The sequence below is a fragment of the Actinoplanes sp. NPDC023714 genome (genome assembly GCF_040639855.1).
Classification (GTDB): Bacteria; Actinomycetota; Actinomycetes; order Mycobacteriales; family Micromonosporaceae; genus Actinoplanes.
The window spans coordinates 1,432,390-1,448,544 of the sequence record NZ_JBFAAR010000002.1; the positions used below are offsets into that span (position 1 = coordinate 1,432,390).

General features: G+C 73.3%; 17 protein-coding genes and 1 pseudogene. 8 read left to right on the plus strand and 10 right to left on the minus strand.

What is annotated here, in order from left to right:
• The first annotated feature begins 78 nt into the window (after nt 1–78).
• On the plus strand, nt 79–417 hold the full coding sequence (locus AB0G10_RS14865; protein ID WP_360920409.1) for an STAS domain-containing protein: 339 nt from the start codon (nt 79–81) through the stop codon (nt 415–417).
• Nucleotides 410–796, plus strand: coding sequence for an ATP-binding protein (locus AB0G10_RS14870; RefSeq protein WP_360920412.1), 387 nt, complete (start codon nt 410–412; stop codon nt 794–796). The genes AB0G10_RS14865 and AB0G10_RS14870 overlap by 8 nt, the downstream gene beginning before the upstream one ends.
• On the opposite strand, the gene AB0G10_RS14875 is transcribed toward AB0G10_RS14870, so the two are convergent.
• Genes AB0G10_RS14875 through AB0G10_RS14885 form a run of 3 tightly spaced genes read right to left on the minus strand, consistent with a single transcriptional unit; the run spans nt 793 to nt 3,364 of the window.
• The gene (locus AB0G10_RS14875; protein WP_360920415.1) at nt 793–1,176 is read right to left on the minus strand and encodes an ATP-binding protein; all 384 of its coding nucleotides are present in this window, start codon (nt 1,174–1,176) and stop codon (nt 793–795) included. The genes AB0G10_RS14870 and AB0G10_RS14875 overlap by 4 nt on opposite strands.
• The gene (locus tag AB0G10_RS14880) at nt 1,176–3,032 is read right to left on the minus strand and encodes a SpoIIE family protein phosphatase (RefSeq protein ID WP_360920418.1); all 1,857 of its coding nucleotides are present in this window, start codon (nt 3,030–3,032) and stop codon (nt 1,176–1,178) included. The genes AB0G10_RS14875 and AB0G10_RS14880 overlap by 1 nt, the downstream gene beginning before the upstream one ends.
• Nucleotides 3,033–3,040: 8 nt before the next feature.
• Entirely contained in the window at nt 3,041–3,364 is a 324-nt protein-coding gene (locus tag AB0G10_RS14885; protein WP_360920421.1) for an STAS domain-containing protein, read from the minus strand.
• 154 nt (nt 3,365–3,518) lie between these two features.
• On the opposite strand from AB0G10_RS14885, the gene AB0G10_RS14890 reads away from it, so the two are divergent.
• Nucleotides 3,519–3,713 carry a DUF1918 domain-containing protein gene (locus AB0G10_RS14890; RefSeq protein WP_360920424.1) on the plus strand — a complete coding sequence of 65 codons (195 nt, stop codon included), beginning with the start codon at nt 3,519–3,521 and terminating at the stop codon, nt 3,711–3,713.
• Between the two features lie 51 nt (nt 3,714–3,764).
• Here AB0G10_RS14890 and AB0G10_RS14895 read toward each other — a convergent pair.
• Nucleotides 3,765–5,191 (minus strand): annotated as a pseudogene (locus tag AB0G10_RS14895) (glycoside hydrolase).
• A gap of 10 nt (nt 5,192–5,201) precedes the next feature.
• Nucleotides 5,202–6,542: an endo-1,4-beta-xylanase gene (locus AB0G10_RS14900; protein ID WP_360920427.1), complete on the minus strand. Its 1,341-nt coding sequence runs from the start codon at nt 6,540–6,542 to the stop codon at nt 5,202–5,204.
• 208 nt (nt 6,543–6,750) lie between these two features.
• Between AB0G10_RS14900 and AB0G10_RS14905 the strand changes: the two genes are divergently transcribed.
• From AB0G10_RS14905 to AB0G10_RS14925, 5 genes are all read left to right on the plus strand, one after another.
• Nucleotides 6,751–6,948, plus strand: a complete 198-nt coding sequence (locus tag AB0G10_RS14905; RefSeq protein WP_360920430.1) for a hypothetical protein — start codon at nt 6,751–6,753, stop codon at nt 6,946–6,948.
• Nucleotides 6,948–7,895, plus strand: coding sequence for an SDR family NAD(P)-dependent oxidoreductase (locus tag AB0G10_RS14910; RefSeq protein ID WP_360920433.1), 948 nt, complete (start codon nt 6,948–6,950; stop codon nt 7,893–7,895). The genes AB0G10_RS14905 and AB0G10_RS14910 overlap by 1 nt, the downstream gene beginning before the upstream one ends.
• Nucleotides 7,896–8,017: 122 nt before the next feature.
• Complete coding sequence (locus tag AB0G10_RS14915) at nt 8,018–9,409, plus strand: hypothetical protein (protein WP_360920436.1); 1,392 nt, start codon at nt 8,018–8,020, stop codon at nt 9,407–9,409.
• Nucleotides 9,410–9,521: 112 nt separating this feature from the next.
• On the plus strand, nt 9,522–10,505 hold the full coding sequence (locus AB0G10_RS14920; RefSeq protein ID WP_360920439.1) for a chemotaxis protein CheB: 984 nt from the start codon (nt 9,522–9,524) through the stop codon (nt 10,503–10,505).
• A gap of 106 nt (nt 10,506–10,611) precedes the next feature.
• The gene (locus AB0G10_RS14925) at nt 10,612–10,974 is read left to right on the plus strand and encodes an STAS domain-containing protein (RefSeq protein WP_360920442.1); all 363 of its coding nucleotides are present in this window, start codon (nt 10,612–10,614) and stop codon (nt 10,972–10,974) included.
• Between the two features lie 39 nt (nt 10,975–11,013).
• On the opposite strand, the gene AB0G10_RS14930 is transcribed toward AB0G10_RS14925, so the two are convergent.
• From AB0G10_RS14930 to AB0G10_RS14950, 5 genes are all read right to left on the minus strand, one after another.
• Nucleotides 11,014–11,769 carry a ZIP family zinc transporter gene (locus tag AB0G10_RS14930; RefSeq protein WP_360920445.1) on the minus strand — a complete coding sequence of 252 codons (756 nt, stop codon included), beginning with the start codon at nt 11,767–11,769 and terminating at the stop codon, nt 11,014–11,016.
• Between the two features lie 72 nt (nt 11,770–11,841).
• Complete coding sequence (locus tag AB0G10_RS14935) at nt 11,842–12,228, minus strand: ATP-binding protein (RefSeq protein WP_360920447.1); 387 nt, start codon at nt 12,226–12,228, stop codon at nt 11,842–11,844.
• On the minus strand, nt 12,225–12,551 hold the full coding sequence (locus AB0G10_RS14940; protein ID WP_360920450.1) for an STAS domain-containing protein: 327 nt from the start codon (nt 12,549–12,551) through the stop codon (nt 12,225–12,227). The genes AB0G10_RS14935 and AB0G10_RS14940 overlap by 4 nt, the downstream gene beginning before the upstream one ends.
• Before the next feature lie 50 nt (nt 12,552–12,601).
• Nucleotides 12,602–14,740 carry a SpoIIE family protein phosphatase gene (locus AB0G10_RS14945; RefSeq protein WP_360920453.1) on the minus strand — a complete coding sequence of 713 codons (2,139 nt, stop codon included), beginning with the start codon at nt 14,738–14,740 and terminating at the stop codon, nt 12,602–12,604.
• Nucleotides 14,741–14,776: 36 nt separating this feature from the next.
• Nucleotides 14,777–16,138, minus strand: a complete 1,362-nt coding sequence (locus AB0G10_RS14950) for a serine hydrolase domain-containing protein (protein ID WP_360920456.1) — start codon at nt 16,136–16,138, stop codon at nt 14,777–14,779.
• Nucleotides 16,139–16,155 lie beyond the last annotated feature (17 nt).

Below are 16,155 nucleotides of genomic sequence, written 5' to 3' on the forward strand. Positions count from 1 at the left end.
CGGTTGGTGCTTTTCGTACCCTCCGGTGCCATGATGGGCCGGGGTGCTTCCCATCGGGGGGAAGGGTACGGCGAACAAGTGGTGACCTTCGAGGACAGGACAGACGCGGAACCGGATCGGATCACCGTGGCGTTCGCCGGTGACTGCGATCTCGCCTCCCGCGATCGGCTCACCGCGATGCTGCTGGACGCGGTGGACCGGGCGCCGACGGTTCTGGTCGACATGTCGGCTGTCGAGTTCCTCGACTCCAGCGGCGTGCACGCCCTCGTGACGGCCCACCGCGCGGCCGAGCTGCGCGGCCGGCGGGTGTACGTGGCCGGCGCTACCGGCGCGACCGCTGTCGTGCTCGAGATGACCGGGCTCGACGTGCTGATGCGCGCCCCCACCGAGAGTCCCGGCGAGCGCCGTCATGGCTGAGTCACCCGCGGAAGCCGACAGCATGTCCTACGCCGACCACGGTGACCTGCGCGTGGTCCGCGGCTTCGTGGCCGAGCGCGCCGGGCGGCTGGGCCTGCCGGCGGCCCGCATCGACCTGCTCGTGCTCGCGGTCAGCGAGCTGACCACCAACACGCTGATGCACACCGACGGCGGCGGGCTGGTCCGGGTCTGGGCCGAGAAGGGCAACGTGATCTGCGACGTGACGGACAGCGGTGGCCCGCGGACGTTCGGCCGGTCGATGCCGCCGGCGCAGACGATCGGCGGCCGGGGACTCGCCATCGTGGAACGGATCTGCGACTCGGTGAAGAGCATCGCGGTGCCGGGCGGAACCCTCGTACGCATCTGCCTGGCTCTTTAAACAGTGGCCTGGAGCAGGATCGTGGTGCCGAGGGCGCCGGACTCGATGGTCAGGCGCTCGCATCCCTGCCGCGCGAACCAGAGGCCCCGGCCGCTGACGGCCCGCGGCGGCGGACGGCGGGTCTCATGATCGGCGGGCAGGCCGGGCCCCTGGTCGGTGACCCGGCAGTAGAGGCGGCTCGCCGTGCGCCAGAGCTCGAGACGGCCGTGGCCGCCGCCGTGCCGCACCGCGTTCGTGGTGATCTCGTTGACCGCGACGACGAACCGGTACAGGGCCAGGTCGGTCAGGCCGCTGTCCTGCGCGCTGCGTTCCACCTGGTGACGGAGCTCGACCAGGCCGTTGCCGCCGAAGTCGCGGCGCAGCAGGTGGCGCCCGTCCATCACGGGCTCCGGCCGGCGACGAGGACGCAGGTGTCGTCGTCGGGGTTGGCGCGGCGCAGCCGGGTGAGGAAGGCCTCCATGGGCTCCGGCTCCCCGGCCGCGAGGATGCGGTCGAGCAGGGCGGCCACCTGGGCGACGCCGTCCCGCAGGCTGCGCGACCGGTGCTCGACGAGCCCGTCGGTGTAGAGCACCAGCAGATCATCCGGTTCCAGCGTGCAGGTGGCGGTGGCGTAGGTGGCCCGGCGGGAGGCGCCGAGCAGCGGGCCCTCCGGGCGGGGCAGCTCGGCGGTGGCGCCGCGGCGGGCCAGCAGCGGCGCCGGATGACCGGCCTGCGCCCAGGTCAGCCGGCGGGTGTCCGGCTCGTAGCGGGCCACCACGCCGGTGGCCGTGGCGATGGTGGCGCCCGGCCCGGCCAGGAAGATCAGCTGGTTGAGGTGGGTGAGCAGGCTCGCCGGGTCGCCGGTCGTGGTCACCGCCAGCGCGGCCAGGCCGTGCCGCAGCGTCGCCATCGTGGTGGCCGCGTGCAGGCCGTGCCCGGCGACGTCGCCGATGGCGAGGATGATGCTGCCGTCCCCGCAGGCGGCGGCGTGGTACCAGTCGCCGCCGACCCGGCTGGCCTGCTCGGCCGGCAGGTATCGCACGCCGACCCGCAGGCCGGGCAGCTCGATCGGGGCGTCCGGGATGGGGATGACGATCTGCTGGAGCTGGGTGGCCACCCGGTGCTCGGTGGCGAGGCTCTGCCGGTGCTCGCGGAGCTGCTCCTCGACCTCGGCGAGCTTGCGGCGGCTGGTCTCCCGGACGGTGACGTCCTGGATGATGCCGTAGATCTTGACGGGCCGGCCGTCGGTGTCGCGGACCGCGTCGATCACCGCGCGCAGCCATTTCACCCTGCCGTTGATGACGGCCCGGGTGGTGACGTCGACGGTCTCGCCGCGGCCGAACGCCTCGGCGGCGTGCCGGCGGTGCGCCTCGTCCTCGGGCAGCCCGAGCGCGTCCGACTCCTCCCGCGGCATCGGGCCGTCCGCGGGATCGCGCTCGTAGATCCGGTACAGGCCGTCGGACCAGACCGTGGCGTCGGTGACCAGGTCCCACTCGCCCCAGCCGAGCAGGCCCAGCCGCTCGGTCTGCGCGATCCGGTCGGCGAGCCGGCCCGGCTCGTCCTGCCGGACCCAGGTGTTGAGCAGGCCCGCCCCGACCGGCTGGACGTGCACGGTCAGCACGTGCTCGGTGGCGTGGCCGTCGTCGTGGTGCACGTACGACACCGGCGCGACGGTGCGGGCCTGGCCGTCGGCCACGGCGTCGGACCAGGCCCGCCAGACCGGGCCGCCGACGATCTCCGGGTAGACCGTGCTGACCCGGTCGCCGACCAGCTGCGCGCCGGTGCGCCCGGCCAGGTCCACCATCGACGGGCTGACCGCCGCGAACCGGTAGTCGACGACCCGGCCGTCGTCGTCGCGCTGCGGGCTGACCACGATGTGCCGGCCCGGCAGCACGTCGAGCATCTGCTGCGCGACCGCTGCCCAGCCCGGTAGATCGATCACGTCGTGCGGAGGCGCCGGCCGCCGGGGCTCCGGCTCGGGCCGTTCCTCCGACCGGGTGGTGAACAGCCCGGCCGTGGTCAGCGGCAGCCCGGTCTCGAGGGCGGCGATCACCGAGGCGGCGACCGTGCCGACGTCGGAGCCCTGCTGCGTCGCGAGCAGGCGCATGTGGGAGTGCGCGTCGTCGATCCGGCAGCCGCTGCGCCCGGCGAGCAGCCCGGCCGCCCGCTCGCACACGATCTCCGGGCTGAGCCGAGCCTTCTCGATCTTCGCGCCCAGCTCGGCCAGCCGTTGTGCGTACCCGCGGTTGCCGTCCATCGGCGTGCTCAGCCCGGTGCTCCGGAGACGTTGAACAATTCCAGCAGCCCGCTGATCCGCAGCTGGTCGTAGACCTTGTCGCCGGGGTTCACGACGGCGAACCGGGCCGCGACCTCCTCCGCCGACTGCAGGCCCTGGACCAGCACGCCGACCCCGGACGAGTCCAGGAAGCCGACCCCGGCCACGTCGATGCGGACCGCGGGCGGCCGGTGCCCGGCCACCGCCTCCCGGATCACGGCGGCCACCGTCCCGGCGTTGGTGAAGTCGAGTTCCCCACACAACGTCAGGACCAGCGTGCCATCGGCCTCCTCGCCGAGCGACACGGCCTGCATCGGCTTCCCCCTTCGGGTGTGGCTCGGCTCCGACGCTACGCCCGGGCCGCCCGCGCCGGTATCCCCCGCAGGCGCGCACTACGACTCTGTCCCGCCGGGGTGGTGCGCCCCGAAACTGGTAGCGGTATCGGTGTCGAGGGAAAGGAGGCACGGCGTGAAAGCCCACATCGGTGACCACATCGTGGTCGAGGGGACCCACATCGGCGACCAGCGGCGGATCGGTGTCATCACGGAGATCGAGCACGCCGACGGCAGCCCGCCGTACCGGGTGCGCTGGCTCAACGACGGGCACAGCACCCTGATCTTTCCCGGTCCGGAGTCGAGGATCGAGCCCGGCCAGGAGGCCTGAGCCGCCGTCGTGGGCCGGATCCACCGGACCCGGCCCACGACCGCCGCCCGGTCAGAGGGTCAGGACCACGGTGGAGATGCTGCGTGCCGGAACGTTCACGCTCACCCGTCCCCCGCTGACGCTCGCCGGCCGGCTCGCCGCGTCGGCGTTGATCGAGGTGACGTAGTGCTCGGCGCGACTGACGGCCTGCGGCGCTTGGATCACCGCGCCGTCGACGGCGTTCGTGGAGCGGTTCAGAACCACCAGGGTGATCTTCCCGCCGCCCAGGTAGGCGGTCACCTCCAGCGGTGCGGCCTTGGTGCTCCTGGTCAGGGCGACGCGCTGATAGCCGGGGCGGACGTACTTCGCGTACTGCGCGAACGCGTAGCCGCGTTTGAGCGGGACGCCTGCGGCGGTTCCGTACGCGGCCTCGCCGTCACCGATGAACGAGTAGTACCGCTTGCCGTACCACCAGATGTAGGCACTCCAGTTCGACTCCATCGACCGGTGCACCGTGCGCATGACGTCGTCGAGCGTCTCGTCCCACACCGCCTGGTTCGCGGGGTCACCCCAGATCCTCGCGCCGCTGCCGTCGGCCTCGTGGAAGTTCCACTCGGTCATCCACACCGGTTTGCCGTTCTGCTCGGCCAGCGGATACGCCTTGAGCCGTCCCGCGGCCTCGGTACCGTAGAGGTGACCGCCGATGTAGCCGACGGTGTTGCGCGCCGCGGCGTCGTGGAGAGCCGGATCGGTGTATCCGTAGTTCAGGTTCACCGCCTCGGCGACCATCAGCTTCGTGTTCTGCACCTTCGCGCCCTGGTCGCGGAGGAAGTCACGCAGCTCGGCGCCGCTCCAGTCCATCGAGTCGTAGTCCGGGTGCCAGTCCGGTTCGTTCTGCACCGAGGTGACGTCGATGGGCACGCCCTGGCCGCGCATGTACTGCACGTAGGCGTTCAGGTGACCGGCGTAGTCGTCGTAGAACTCCGGCTTCAGCTTGCCGCCGTTGATCCGGCTGTTGTTCGTCTTCCACGCCGCGGGAGCGGTCCACGGGGAGGCGAGGATCTTCACCCCCGATCCGTACGATTTGGCGGTCTTCAACGCGTTGACCTGCGTGGACCATTCGCCGGCGACCGGGGAGACGCCGGTCCGGACGATCGACAGGCCGAGCTGGCCCGCGCCGAGCCCGACGAGCGTCCGCGTCTCGGCCGCCGACCAGGCGCTCCCCCAGATCGACACGGCGGCCCCGAAGCCGTCGACCGTCTGATAGCGGGACGCGCTGTTCACCGTGATGTCCGGCGGCGTGCCCGGCGTGCTGCTCGGCGAGGTGGACGGTGTGCCGCTCGGCGAGGTGACCGGCCCTCGGCGCCGAATCCGCCCGGCCACTGCGACGACACGGCGTACTTCACCGCGCAGCCCGCGGCCGCGGCGCCGGCGGGGAGGGCGACGGCGGCCGCCGCCGTGGCGAGGAGGACCGCGCCGGCCGAGATCGGTCTTCGCATGCCGGTCTCCTCAGCCCGCGGTGCAGGACGGGGTGGCGGTGGGCCCGGTGCCGGTGCCCTGGAAGCCGAACTCGGTGGAGCCGCCGGCCGCGATCCGTCCGTTGTAGTCGACGTTGCGGAAGGTGACCTGCCCGCTGGTCCCGGTGGTGGCGGCGTTCCAGGTGTTGGTGACGGCGCCACCGGCGGGCACGGTCACGCCGACGCTCCAGCCGGTGACCGGGCTCGATCCGGCGGTGACCCGGACGGTCGCGGTGTAGCCGCCGTTCCAGGCGTTCAGCGTGAGCCGCGCGGTGCAACCGCCGGGAGCCGGCGGGTTCGAGGTGGTGGGCGAGGTGGGTGCCGTCGGTCCCGCCGCGTTCAGGGCGTCGAGTACGGCGGTGTACGCCGCCTTCCGGTTGCCGTTCGCGTCGAACAGCAGCGGGTTCTGCCCGGTACGCCAGGAGTCGGAGTCGCGGACACCCCAGACGGTGATGCCGGTGCAGCGGGCCACGGCGAGGCAGGCGCGGGTGACCGCGGCGAAGATGTTCGCCTGGTTGCCGCCCTGCTGCACGTCGAGCTCGGTGATCTGCACGTCGACGCCGAGGTCGGCGAACCGCTGGATGTTCTGCTGGTAGGTCGGATCCAGCGTGGTGCCCAGGTGCGACTGCAGGCCGACGCAGTCGATCGGGACGCCGCGGGCCTTGAAGTCGCGGACCATGTTGTAGATGCCCGTCGACTTCGCGTTGACGCCGTCGGTGTTGTAGTCGTTGTAGCAGAGCTTCGCGCCGGGGTCGGCGGCCCGGGCGGCGCGGAAGGCGGCCTCGATCCAGTCGTTGCCGGTGCGCTGCAGGTTGGAGTCGCGGCGGCCGCCGCTGCCGCCGTCCGCGAACGCCTCGTTCACCACGTCCCAGGAGTGGATCTTCCCGCGGAAGTGGGTGGCGACCTGGGTGACGTGGTTGATCGCGGCGCTGCGCAGGGCGGTTCCGGACAGGCCCTGCGCCCAGGAGGGCTGCTGGGCGTGCCAGAGCAGGGCGTGGCCGCGTACGCTCATGCCTCTGCTCTGGGCGTGGCTGACCAGCCGGTCACCGTTGGTGTAGGTGAAGCGCCCCTGCTGCGGTTCGGTGGCGTCCCACTTCATGTCGTTCTCGGGCACGAGCGAGGTGAACTCGCGGTTCAGGATCGTCATGTACGGGGTGTCGGAGAACTTGAACGCCGAGGTGGCGACGCCGAAGTAGCGGCCGGTCTGGGCGGCGGAGGCGCCGAGCGTGGTGGCCGCCTCGGCGGAACCGGTGACGGCGGCGCTCGCCGCGGCGACGACGCTCACGACGGCCGCCGACAGCAGGGCGAGGCGACCCTTTCGGGGAATGGGCATGGCTGAGGGACCTTTCCGGGGGACGGCGGTCTTTTCCCGGACCCTACGGGAGCGCTCCCATGGGCTCAATGAAAGCCGATCCCGACCATTTGAGAGGGGATCGGATAACGCATTCTCCAACCGCGCCGACATTGTCGCCGGCCGAACGCATCACCAGGACCCGGCGGGGTATCAACCGGGCGACCCCACGGCGACAGGAGGCAGCGCCATGCCCGACAAATCCGATGAAGGCGACACGGCCCGCGGTTTCGGCGGCAGCACGGACCAGCACGTCACCGGCGCCGAGGAGACCGGCGACTTCATCACCGACGAGGAGCCGCGCACGCTCGCGCCGGCACACGGCAGCAGCAACGCCGGCATCAACGCCACCGGCGCCAACCGGGCACAGCAGGACACCGACGACTGATGGCGTCCGACGAGCGGGTGGTGCTGATCACGGGCGCGTCGAGCGGGATCGGCCGCGCCACCGCGAGGGCGTTCGCCGAGGGAGGCGCCCGTCTCGTCCTCGCCTCCCGCGGCGAGGAGGCGCTCGCCGCGGTGGCGAAGGAGTGCCGGGACCGCGGCGCCGACGTGCTGACCGTGCCCACCGACATCACCGATCCGGCGGCGGTCGACCGGCTGGCCCGCTCGGCGACGCAGCGGTTCGGGCGCATCGACGTCTGGGTCGAGGCCGCCGCGGTCGGTGTCGCCGGTCCCCTCGGCTCCGAATCGGTGGACGAGCTGCGCCGCCTGGTCGACACCAACGTCTTCGGCACGACGCTCTGCGCCCGCACCGCCCTGACCACCTTCCGGGCGCAGGACCACGGCACCCTCATCCTGATGGGGTCGCTGCTGTCGCTGTTCCCGAATGCGCAGATCCCGCTCTACTCGATGAGCAAGTTCGCGATCCGCGGCCTGGCGCTCAGCCTTCAGCAGTCGGTGGCCGGCCATCCCCGGATCCGGATCTCCTTGATGATGCCCGGGCCGGTCGACACGCCCTTCTTCCAGCGGGCGGCCAACCATTCGGGATTCCGACTTCGAGCAATTCCCCCCGCGTACGCATCCCAGCGCCTCGCCGCCGGAATCCTGGCTCTCGCCCGCCGCCCGCGCCGGCAGGCGACCGTCGGATTCGTCTCGCACCTCATGCTGGCCGGTCACCGCCTCGCACCCCGCACCGCCGAGGCGCTGGTCGGCCGGTGGGGTGCCGCGACCGTGACCGGCCCGGAACCGGCCGCCCCCACGTCGGGGTCGCTCTTCGAGCCGCCCGCCACCGCGGCGGTCACCGGCGGTTACCGCCGTGGCCGTCTCCGCCGCCGCCTCGGCGACTGGCTGGGCGAGGCCCGGTCCCGCGCGAACCGCCCGGCCGCCCGGTGATCGCCGGTCCTGGGCGCCGTCCGGCCGATTCGTGAAAAATCCCGTCCGTTTGCCGTCGGGCAGGACGGGAAGCCGGGACGTCCCCGCGGAGAGGACGTCCCCATGCCGACGTACGGACAACAGTGCACCCGCTCGTGAACCCGGCCGGCGAGGCCGCGCCCCCGGCCGGGCGGGTGATGTGCCCGGACAGCGTCGGGCGCACCCTGCTCGAGATGGCGGTGCCGCCGGACGAGCGCCGGGGTGACGGCCTCGCCCGCGTACCCGTCCTCGGCCGGCGCGGCGAGCTACCGGAGGAACTGCGCCGGGCCGCCCTCGCCGCCGACGCCGCCGAGGACGCGCTGCCGGAGACGCAGGTGGGACAGGTGGACGCCGAGGCGGTCGCCCGGTGGATCACCGGCCACCATCGGTCGCCGTCCTATCCGGCCGTGGTGCTCGGATCGCCGCACGGCGCGGCCCTGCACCTGGCGGCGGCCCTCGGCGCCGCCTGGCTCCCGGCGTCGTTCACGGTCACCGTGCCGTGGCCGGGCGGCTCGCCGGAGAACTGGCAGGCGGCGCGGGAGTACGGGACCCGGCTCGCGCAACGGCTGATGGCGGGCAACCCCGGCGTCAGCGTGCGGCAGGTGCACGACCCGGTGCTGCGCGGCTCGCTGTGCGGTGCGACGGTGTCGCTGCACGTGCGGTGGTGCACGCTGCCCGGCGCATACCGGTCTTTCCTGCGCGAACGGCTCGTCCCCGGCGGCGCCTCCATCCTGGTGCGCGACCTGCGCACCTGGCCCATGCTCGGCGGCCCGCCCGGATACACCTTCCAGATCGGTACGCCGACCAGCGGCTGGACGGCGAACGACCACCGCGGCGACAGCGACGCCTTCATCCGGCTGCTGCACACGATCGGCGGCGCGGACTGGACGGACCCGCCGGAGGGCCGGCCCCTGCACTACGCCGAGACCAGCGGCGAGCCGGACCTCGAACCGGAACTCCTCGAGTTCGCGGCGAAGACCGGGACGGCCGGGCACCGGATGCTCTACAACGATCCGCAGGCGTTCAGCGCCGCCGTCGCCGACCTCTACCGCAGCCGGCTGCGGCCCCGGCACGGCGACGGGCACGCGCTGGTGACGGCCGGCCGGATGATCGACCCGTGGCAGGTGCTCGACGCCGGGCTGGTGCCGTACTGGTGTGAGTCGTCGTCCCGGGCGGCCGCCGAGGCGGCCGAGCTGTGGCTGGCCGGCAACCCGCCGTTCGAGCGGGTCAGCGTGCTGCCCGATCCATCCGGGACACGCCACGGCCGGCTGGCCTCGTCGGCGCACTGGCGGTCGATCGCCAGGTTCGGCCGCGGCGGTGGCATGGTGGACGGTCTCGTCGCCGGCCGCTATCCGATGCTGCCGGCCGCGGCCGGGCACGCGAGCCGATTCGTACGGCAGGCCGCCCCGGCCTCGCCCCGACCGGATCCGATCCCGGTCGCCGCATGCGTGCGGCACCTCGCGCGCGGCTCGCTACCCGGCTTGGTGGTCGCCTGACGAACGCCGGGCCGCGCAGCCCGGCAAGCGCCGAGCCGGGTGGTTTCACCGGCGCCGGCGTGGGGAACGCACGCCGGCCGGCAGAGGGCGGCAAGCCCGGGATGGGAGACGAATGGCTCGGCGCGACCTGATCGTGATCGGCGGCTCGGCGGGGGTGCACACCGCGCTGAGCAATCTGCTGTCCCGGCTGCCCACCGACCTGCCGGCCGCCGTCCTGGTGGTCACCCACCTGATGCCCGGGGTCCGCAGCACGCTCGCGCAGATGCTCGGCAAGGACTGCGCAATGCCGGTCAGCGCCGCCACCGACGGCGAGCGGATCCGGCCCGGGCACGTGTACGTGGCGGTGCCGGACCGTCATCTCGTCATCGCCGACGACGACCGGCTGCGGCTCACCGCCGGGCCGCGGGAGAACCGGGCACGGCCTGCCGTCGACGCGCTGTTCCGGGCCGCCGCCCGATGGTGCGGTCCCCGGGTGGTCGGGGTCGTGCTCTCCGGCAGCCTCGACGACGGGGCAGCGGGGCTGGCCGCCATCGTCGAACACGGCGGGGCCGCGCTGGTCCAGGACCCGGACGAGGCCCGGTTCCCGGGCATGCCGCAGGCCGCCCTGGCCGCCGTTCCGCCGGCCGTGACGGCCCCGGCCGCCGGCCTCGCCCGGCTCATCGCCGAGATGGCCGGCCGGCCGGTCCAGAACGGCGGGTCGTCGGATGCCGCACTCATCTGGGAGACGGACATGATCGTCGAGGGCCGTGCCGGCGGGTCGCCGGGCAAGCCGGTAGCGCTGGGCTGCCCGGAGTGCGGTGGCGGCATGTACGAGATCCGTACCGGGAAGGCCGTGCACTACGCGTGCCACGTCGGCCATTCCTGGTCCCCGCAGTCGTTCATCGCGGCCAGCGACAACGGCATCGAGGAGGCGCTGTGGACGGCGGTCAGCGCCATGCAGGAGAAGGTCACCATGCTGCGGAGCCTCGCCGCGAACGCCGAGGAGGCCGGTGAACAGGATGCCGGCCGGGCCTACCAGGAGGAGGCCGATCGGGTTTGCCGGGACGCCGACCTGATCCGCACCAGCATCCTCGGCAGCGATCCGGCCGGCGGGTAGCGGCCGGGTCCCCGTACCGAAGAAGGCTTCCTGAAGCGGTAAGGTCGGAATCCGAAGGCCTTCAAAAACGAGGGACGACACCGACCCGCGCCCGTTGGAGCCTTTCATGCCACAGTCCGACCATTCGCTGCCCCGCCTGGCGATCGACGACGCCGAACCCGCCGAGGACGGCTCGGTGCCCGTCATCCTGGCCGGTGAGTTCGACCGCGACGAGACCGGCCGCTTCGAGACCCACATCGCCGGCCTGGTCCGGCAGCACGCGCCGGCGCCGATCCGCATCGACGCCACCGCGGTGAGCTTCCTCGACTCGGCCGGCATCAACGCGCTGCTCGTCTGCCGGGACCTCGCCGAGCGGGCCGGTTCCGCGCTGTCGATCCCGGTGGCGAGCCCGGTCGTGTTCCAGGTCCTGCAGATCACCGAACTGCTGAGCCTGTTCCACGTCGGCGAACCGGAGCGGCAGGCCTCGTGATCAGGCCGGTGAGTCCGGGGCCGGCATCGGCGTGGGCGGTCATCCCCCGGCGTGGGAGAGGGCGAAGGCGGTGAGGAAACCGGCCACGGTGACCAGGCCGATGAGCAGGTGGGCGTCCTCGAAGGCCTCCGGGATCATGGTGTCGGCGACCATCGCGAGGATCGCGCCGCCGGCCAGCGCGGTGATGCCGGCCAGGACGGCCGCCGGGGCGCCGCCGAGCAGGGTGTAGCCGGCGACCGCGGCGAGGCCGCTGACCAGGGCGATTCCGGTCCACAGCCCGAAGACGTAGCGGGGGCCGCGGCCGGCGTTGCGCATCCCGGCCGCGCTGGACAGGCCCTCGGGCACGTTGCTGATGAAGACGGCGGCGACCGTGACGACACCGACCGAGCCGCCGCCGAGCAGGCCCGCGCCGATCACGATGGACTCCGGGATGCCGTCGAGGAGGGCGCCCAGCGCGATGGCCGTGCCGGAGCCGGACTGCTCCTGCTCGGACGGCTGCTGGCCGCCGGAGCGTTTGCGGTGCCGGGCGCCGCGCCGGGCCAGCAACACGTTGCAGCCGGTGTAGACCACCGCGCCGGCGACCGCGCCGGTCACCGTGGGCAGCAGGCCGGCCTGCTCGTGGGCCTCGCCGAGCAGTTCGAACGCGACGGCGGAGAGCAGCACGCCGGCGCCGAAGCCCATCACCGTGGCGACCACGCGCCGGGGCACCCGCACCAGGTAGCCGGCGGTGGCGCCGACGAGCAGGGCCGAGCCGGCCAGCAGACCCCATCCACCGGCTTGCAGCCATTCCGGCATCGCGAACCGTCCTCACCGCGTACTGATCAAGGGTCTCGGAATGCCCGGGAGCCGCTGCGGGAAACGTGCGCGTCAATGTCGTGGTTTGGTCGCGAATCGCAGGCGGACGACGGTGCGGCCGGGTTCGGCGATCGTGGTGACGTCGTCGCAGAGCATCTCGACGATGGCCAGCCCGCGCCCGCGCTCGGCGTCCGGGGCCGGCATGGCGCGCGGGAACGACGGCACGGCCCCGCCGTCGGCGACGTCGCAGAACACCGCGGCGTGCTCGGCCCAGACCCGGACCTGACCGCCCCCGGTGGTGTGCTGGAGCGTGTTGGTGACCAGTTCGCTGACCGCGATCGCCAGGGCCTCGATCGAGCCGGGGTCCAGACCGGACGCCTCCGCCTGCTCGCGGACGAAAGCCCGCACCGACGGCAGGTCGCCGGCCTCGCCGTAGGGCATCACCGCGGGGTTGCTCATGGCGTCCCAGGCGTGGCGGGTGGCCGCAGCAGCTTCAGCACCCCGGTCATCTCCAGCACCATGGCGACCGTGCCGGTGGCGTTGACGACCCACACGGTCCCGTCGCGCCGGGTCGCCGCCTGCCGGGCCGAGATGAGCGCGTGCAGGCCGCTGGAGTCGAGGAAGCGCACGGCCGCCAGGTCGACGACCACCTCCGGCGCGCTGCGCACGGCCGCCTGCAGCGAGTCGGTCATCTCGTCGCGGTGGCGCAGGTCGACGTCCCCGGCCACGGACACGACGATCCGCCCCGCCTGCGGGGCCGTGCTGATCTGGAAGTCCGTCATGGCACCTTCCTCTACGCCCCTGCCAGCATCTTCGGCTCCGGTGACGGGTGTCAACCGCCTCGGCGGGTGACCTGGGCGCCGTCGCCGGCCGCCGCCGCGGTGAACCGGACACAGAGGATCACCGTGTCGTCACCGAGGGTCTGCTCGCTGATCATGTGGCGCATGAGGTGGGACCGCAGCGTGTGGGCGTCGCCGGCGCCGTGCCGGCCGGCCTCGTCGGCGAGCCGGCGCATCGACGTGGCGATGTGCTGACCCTGCCGTTCCACCAGGCCGTCGGTGTACCAGACGACCACGGCCCGGTCGGCGACGACGCGTTCGCCGTGCTGCCGGCCGGTCTCACCGACGCCGAGTGGCATCGAGCGCCCGTCCCAGAGGTACTGCGCGTCGTTGCCGGTGAGCAGCAGCGGCGGCGGGTGCCCCGCGCAGGCGAACCGCAGCAGCCGGGTCGCCGGGTCGTAGTCGGCGAACCCGACGGTGGTCATCATCGAGTCGGGGATGACCGCGCCGGCCCGGTCCAGTTCCTCGAGGACCCCGGCCGGATCCCCGGCGGTCTGCGCGGCGAACCGCAGCGCCGACTGGAGGCGGGCCATCGCGGCGGCCGCCGTCACGTGATGGCCGACCACGTCGCCGACGGCGAACCCGATCCGGCCGCCGGGCAGGGCGAACACGTCGTACCAGTCGCCGCCCACCTGGTGGGCCAGGTCGGCCGGCCGGTAGTCGGCGCTGACCTGGACGCCGGCGAGGCCGTCGGTCGCGACGGCCGGCAGCAGCGCCCGCTGCAGCTGGTGGGCGGCACTGATCTCCCGCTCGTAGCTCTGCGCCCGGCGCAGGGCCTGCCCGCTCAGGCCCGCCAGCGCGTCGGCGAACGCCAGCACGTCCGCGTCGACCCGGTGCTCCCGGTGGAAGCCGAACGCCAGCGCCCCGAGCGGCCGGCCGCCGTCGCCGCGGATCGGCACGCAGACGCTGCTGAGGATGCTGAGCGTCCGGTGGTCGTGGGCCAGGTGCGGGAAGTCGGCCTCGAGCTGCTGCCGGGTCTGGTGGATCACCGGGCGGCGGTCCCGGATCGCGGCGGTGTACGGCGTGTCCGCGTCCAGCGCCACCCGCAGGTTCACCGGCCGGACCGGGGTGGTCCACAGCACGATCCCGCCGCCGTCGGCCGCCACGATCGCGGCGCTGCCCTGGTCGGCGATCAGCCCGATGCCCTCCCGGACGATGGCCTGGGCGATCGCGTCCGAGGTGGCCGCCTTCGCCAGATCCGTGGTGAGCACCTGCAACGCGTGCAGCCGCAGCCGCGCCGCCCGCTCCACCGAGGTGGTGCGGCGGGCGAGGTCGCGCTCGGCCACCCCGACCGAGAGCAGCAGCGCCCCGAGGATCGAGGTGACCAGGAAGATCTGCAGCGTCAGTGTCCGCCACTGATCGGAGGTCTCCGCCGCCGCCCACGGGCCGTGACCGGTACTGGTCATCAGGTTCGCCGTCACGGTGGTCGCCAGCGCCGCGGTCATGGTGATCGGCAACGGCTGGGTGAACGCCAGCGCGAACAGCACCGGGATCGGCAGGTAGAACAGCGGCACGTGCTGCGGCCAGAAGCCGGCCACCGTGGCGACCACCGTGAGCGCCACCCACAGCAGACGTCGCGCGCCGATCGGACGGCTGTGCGGCCGGTACCGCCAGGCCAGCACGCAGCCCGCCACCACCAGCACGCCGGTGGCATCCCCGGCCCAGAACGACACGACCGACTGCGGCCACGGCAGACCGATACTGATCGTCAGCATCGTCGCGCCGATCAGCGCGCCGACCGCCGGTCCGGCCCCGGCCCCCGAGATCAGGAACGCGGTCAGGTGACGCCTCTTCAAAAGATCCACATCACCGGGTACGGAGTGACGCAGCAGCACCGCGCCGACGAGCGGCTCGGCCGTGTTCGCCAGCGCGAAGCCCCACACCCAGCGGGATGACATGCCATGCGTCACGTCCACCACGACCTCGGTGACCGCGACCGCCAGCAGGATCCACGGCCACCGTCCGCGCGGGTTGAGCACCAGCGCCGACAGCGTGACGCCGGCCGGCAGGAACAGCACGACGACCGACGGCGCGCCGAAGCCGAGGAAGGCCAGCGAGGCGCCCGCCGCGTACAGGACCACCACGATGGCGAGTACCTGCCACAGCGGGGCCGAACGGGTCCTGCGCGCCATCGTGGACTCCTCCGCCGGAGGACTACGCACCCGACGCTACGGGACTTCCGGGGCTCCGGACATCGGCGATCCGGTGCGGGGTACCGCGCGCAGGTTGTAGAGGTAGCGCCCGTCCCGCAGGAACGCGATCAGCGGGTGCACGCCGTCCTCCTTCTGCACGGCGACGAACCGCTCCCCGCCGGCGTGGACGAAGCGGGCCGTCCGGGACGGCTCCCCCGGCGGGCTCACGGTGATCTCCAGCCCGGCGTCGTCCGCCGTCACCTCGAAGACGCCCTGCGGCGCCGCGTAGGTACCGGCGCAGACCTCCGGCCGGAACGGCGCCGGCGTCTCCGGCGGCAGCACCCGCGACGGCAGGCGGAGCCCGGCCGCCGACGCGAGGATCTGCGCCAGCACCTCGTCGAGGAACGCCCCGGCGTGCCCGCCGTTCGCGCCGGCCGCGATCACCAGGCCGCAGTCCGGCACGATCCGCCAGGCCGCGGTCTGCCCCGGCGTGCCGCCGTCGTGGCCGACCACCCGGCGGCCGTCCCAGTCGAAGAGCATCAGCCCGAGACCCCACGCCGCCGGGTACCGCTCCCCCAGCCGCGGCAGCGTGACCTGCGGCCGGCACATCGCCGCGAACGTCCCGGCCGGCAGCACCCGCGTCCCGTCCGCGGCCACGCCGTCGGCGAGCAGCATCCGCCCGAACCGGACCAGGTCGCGCGGCGCGGCGGCCGGCGTGGACCCGGCCGGCGCGTTCGACTGCGGAAGCTCCCGCCGGGGCGCCGGCCGCAGCGGCTCGCCGACGTGCCCCACCGCGGCCCGGAACATGATCGCCTCCTCGGCGTAGAGCGCCATGTGCTCCGCGCCGAGCGGCTCGATCAGCAGCTCGCGCATGGCCGCCTCCCAGGTGCCGCCGCGCAGCCGGGCGACCAGGGCGCCGAGCGCGCAGAAGCCGGCGTTGTTGTACGAGAACAGCTCCCCGGGCGCGCTGACCTGCCGGGCGTTCTCCCGCATGAACGCGACCAGCTTCAGCACCGCGTCGTCGCCGCGCCCGGTGTCCTCGAACAGGTCCCCGTCGAAACCGCCGGTGTGCGTCAGCAGATGCCGTACGGTGATCCGCTCCGAGGCGGCGGCGTCCAGCACCCCGAACTCCGGCAGATAGCGCCGCACCGGCTCGTCGAGGCCGGCCAGGCCCTCCCCGGCGAGCTGCATGACCAGGGCGCTGGTCCACACCTTGGTGACCGACCCGATCTGGAACAGGCTGTCGGTCGTCGCGGCCACCCCGGTGGTCAGGTTGATCACCCCGGTGGCGGCCTCGGCCAGGTCGTCGCCCATCCCGGCCGCCACGGCGGCGCCGGGCACGCCGTGCCGCGCGGCGGCTCCGTCGATCCACTGCTGAAGATCAGGAAGAAAGGTCACATCGACGACCGTACCGA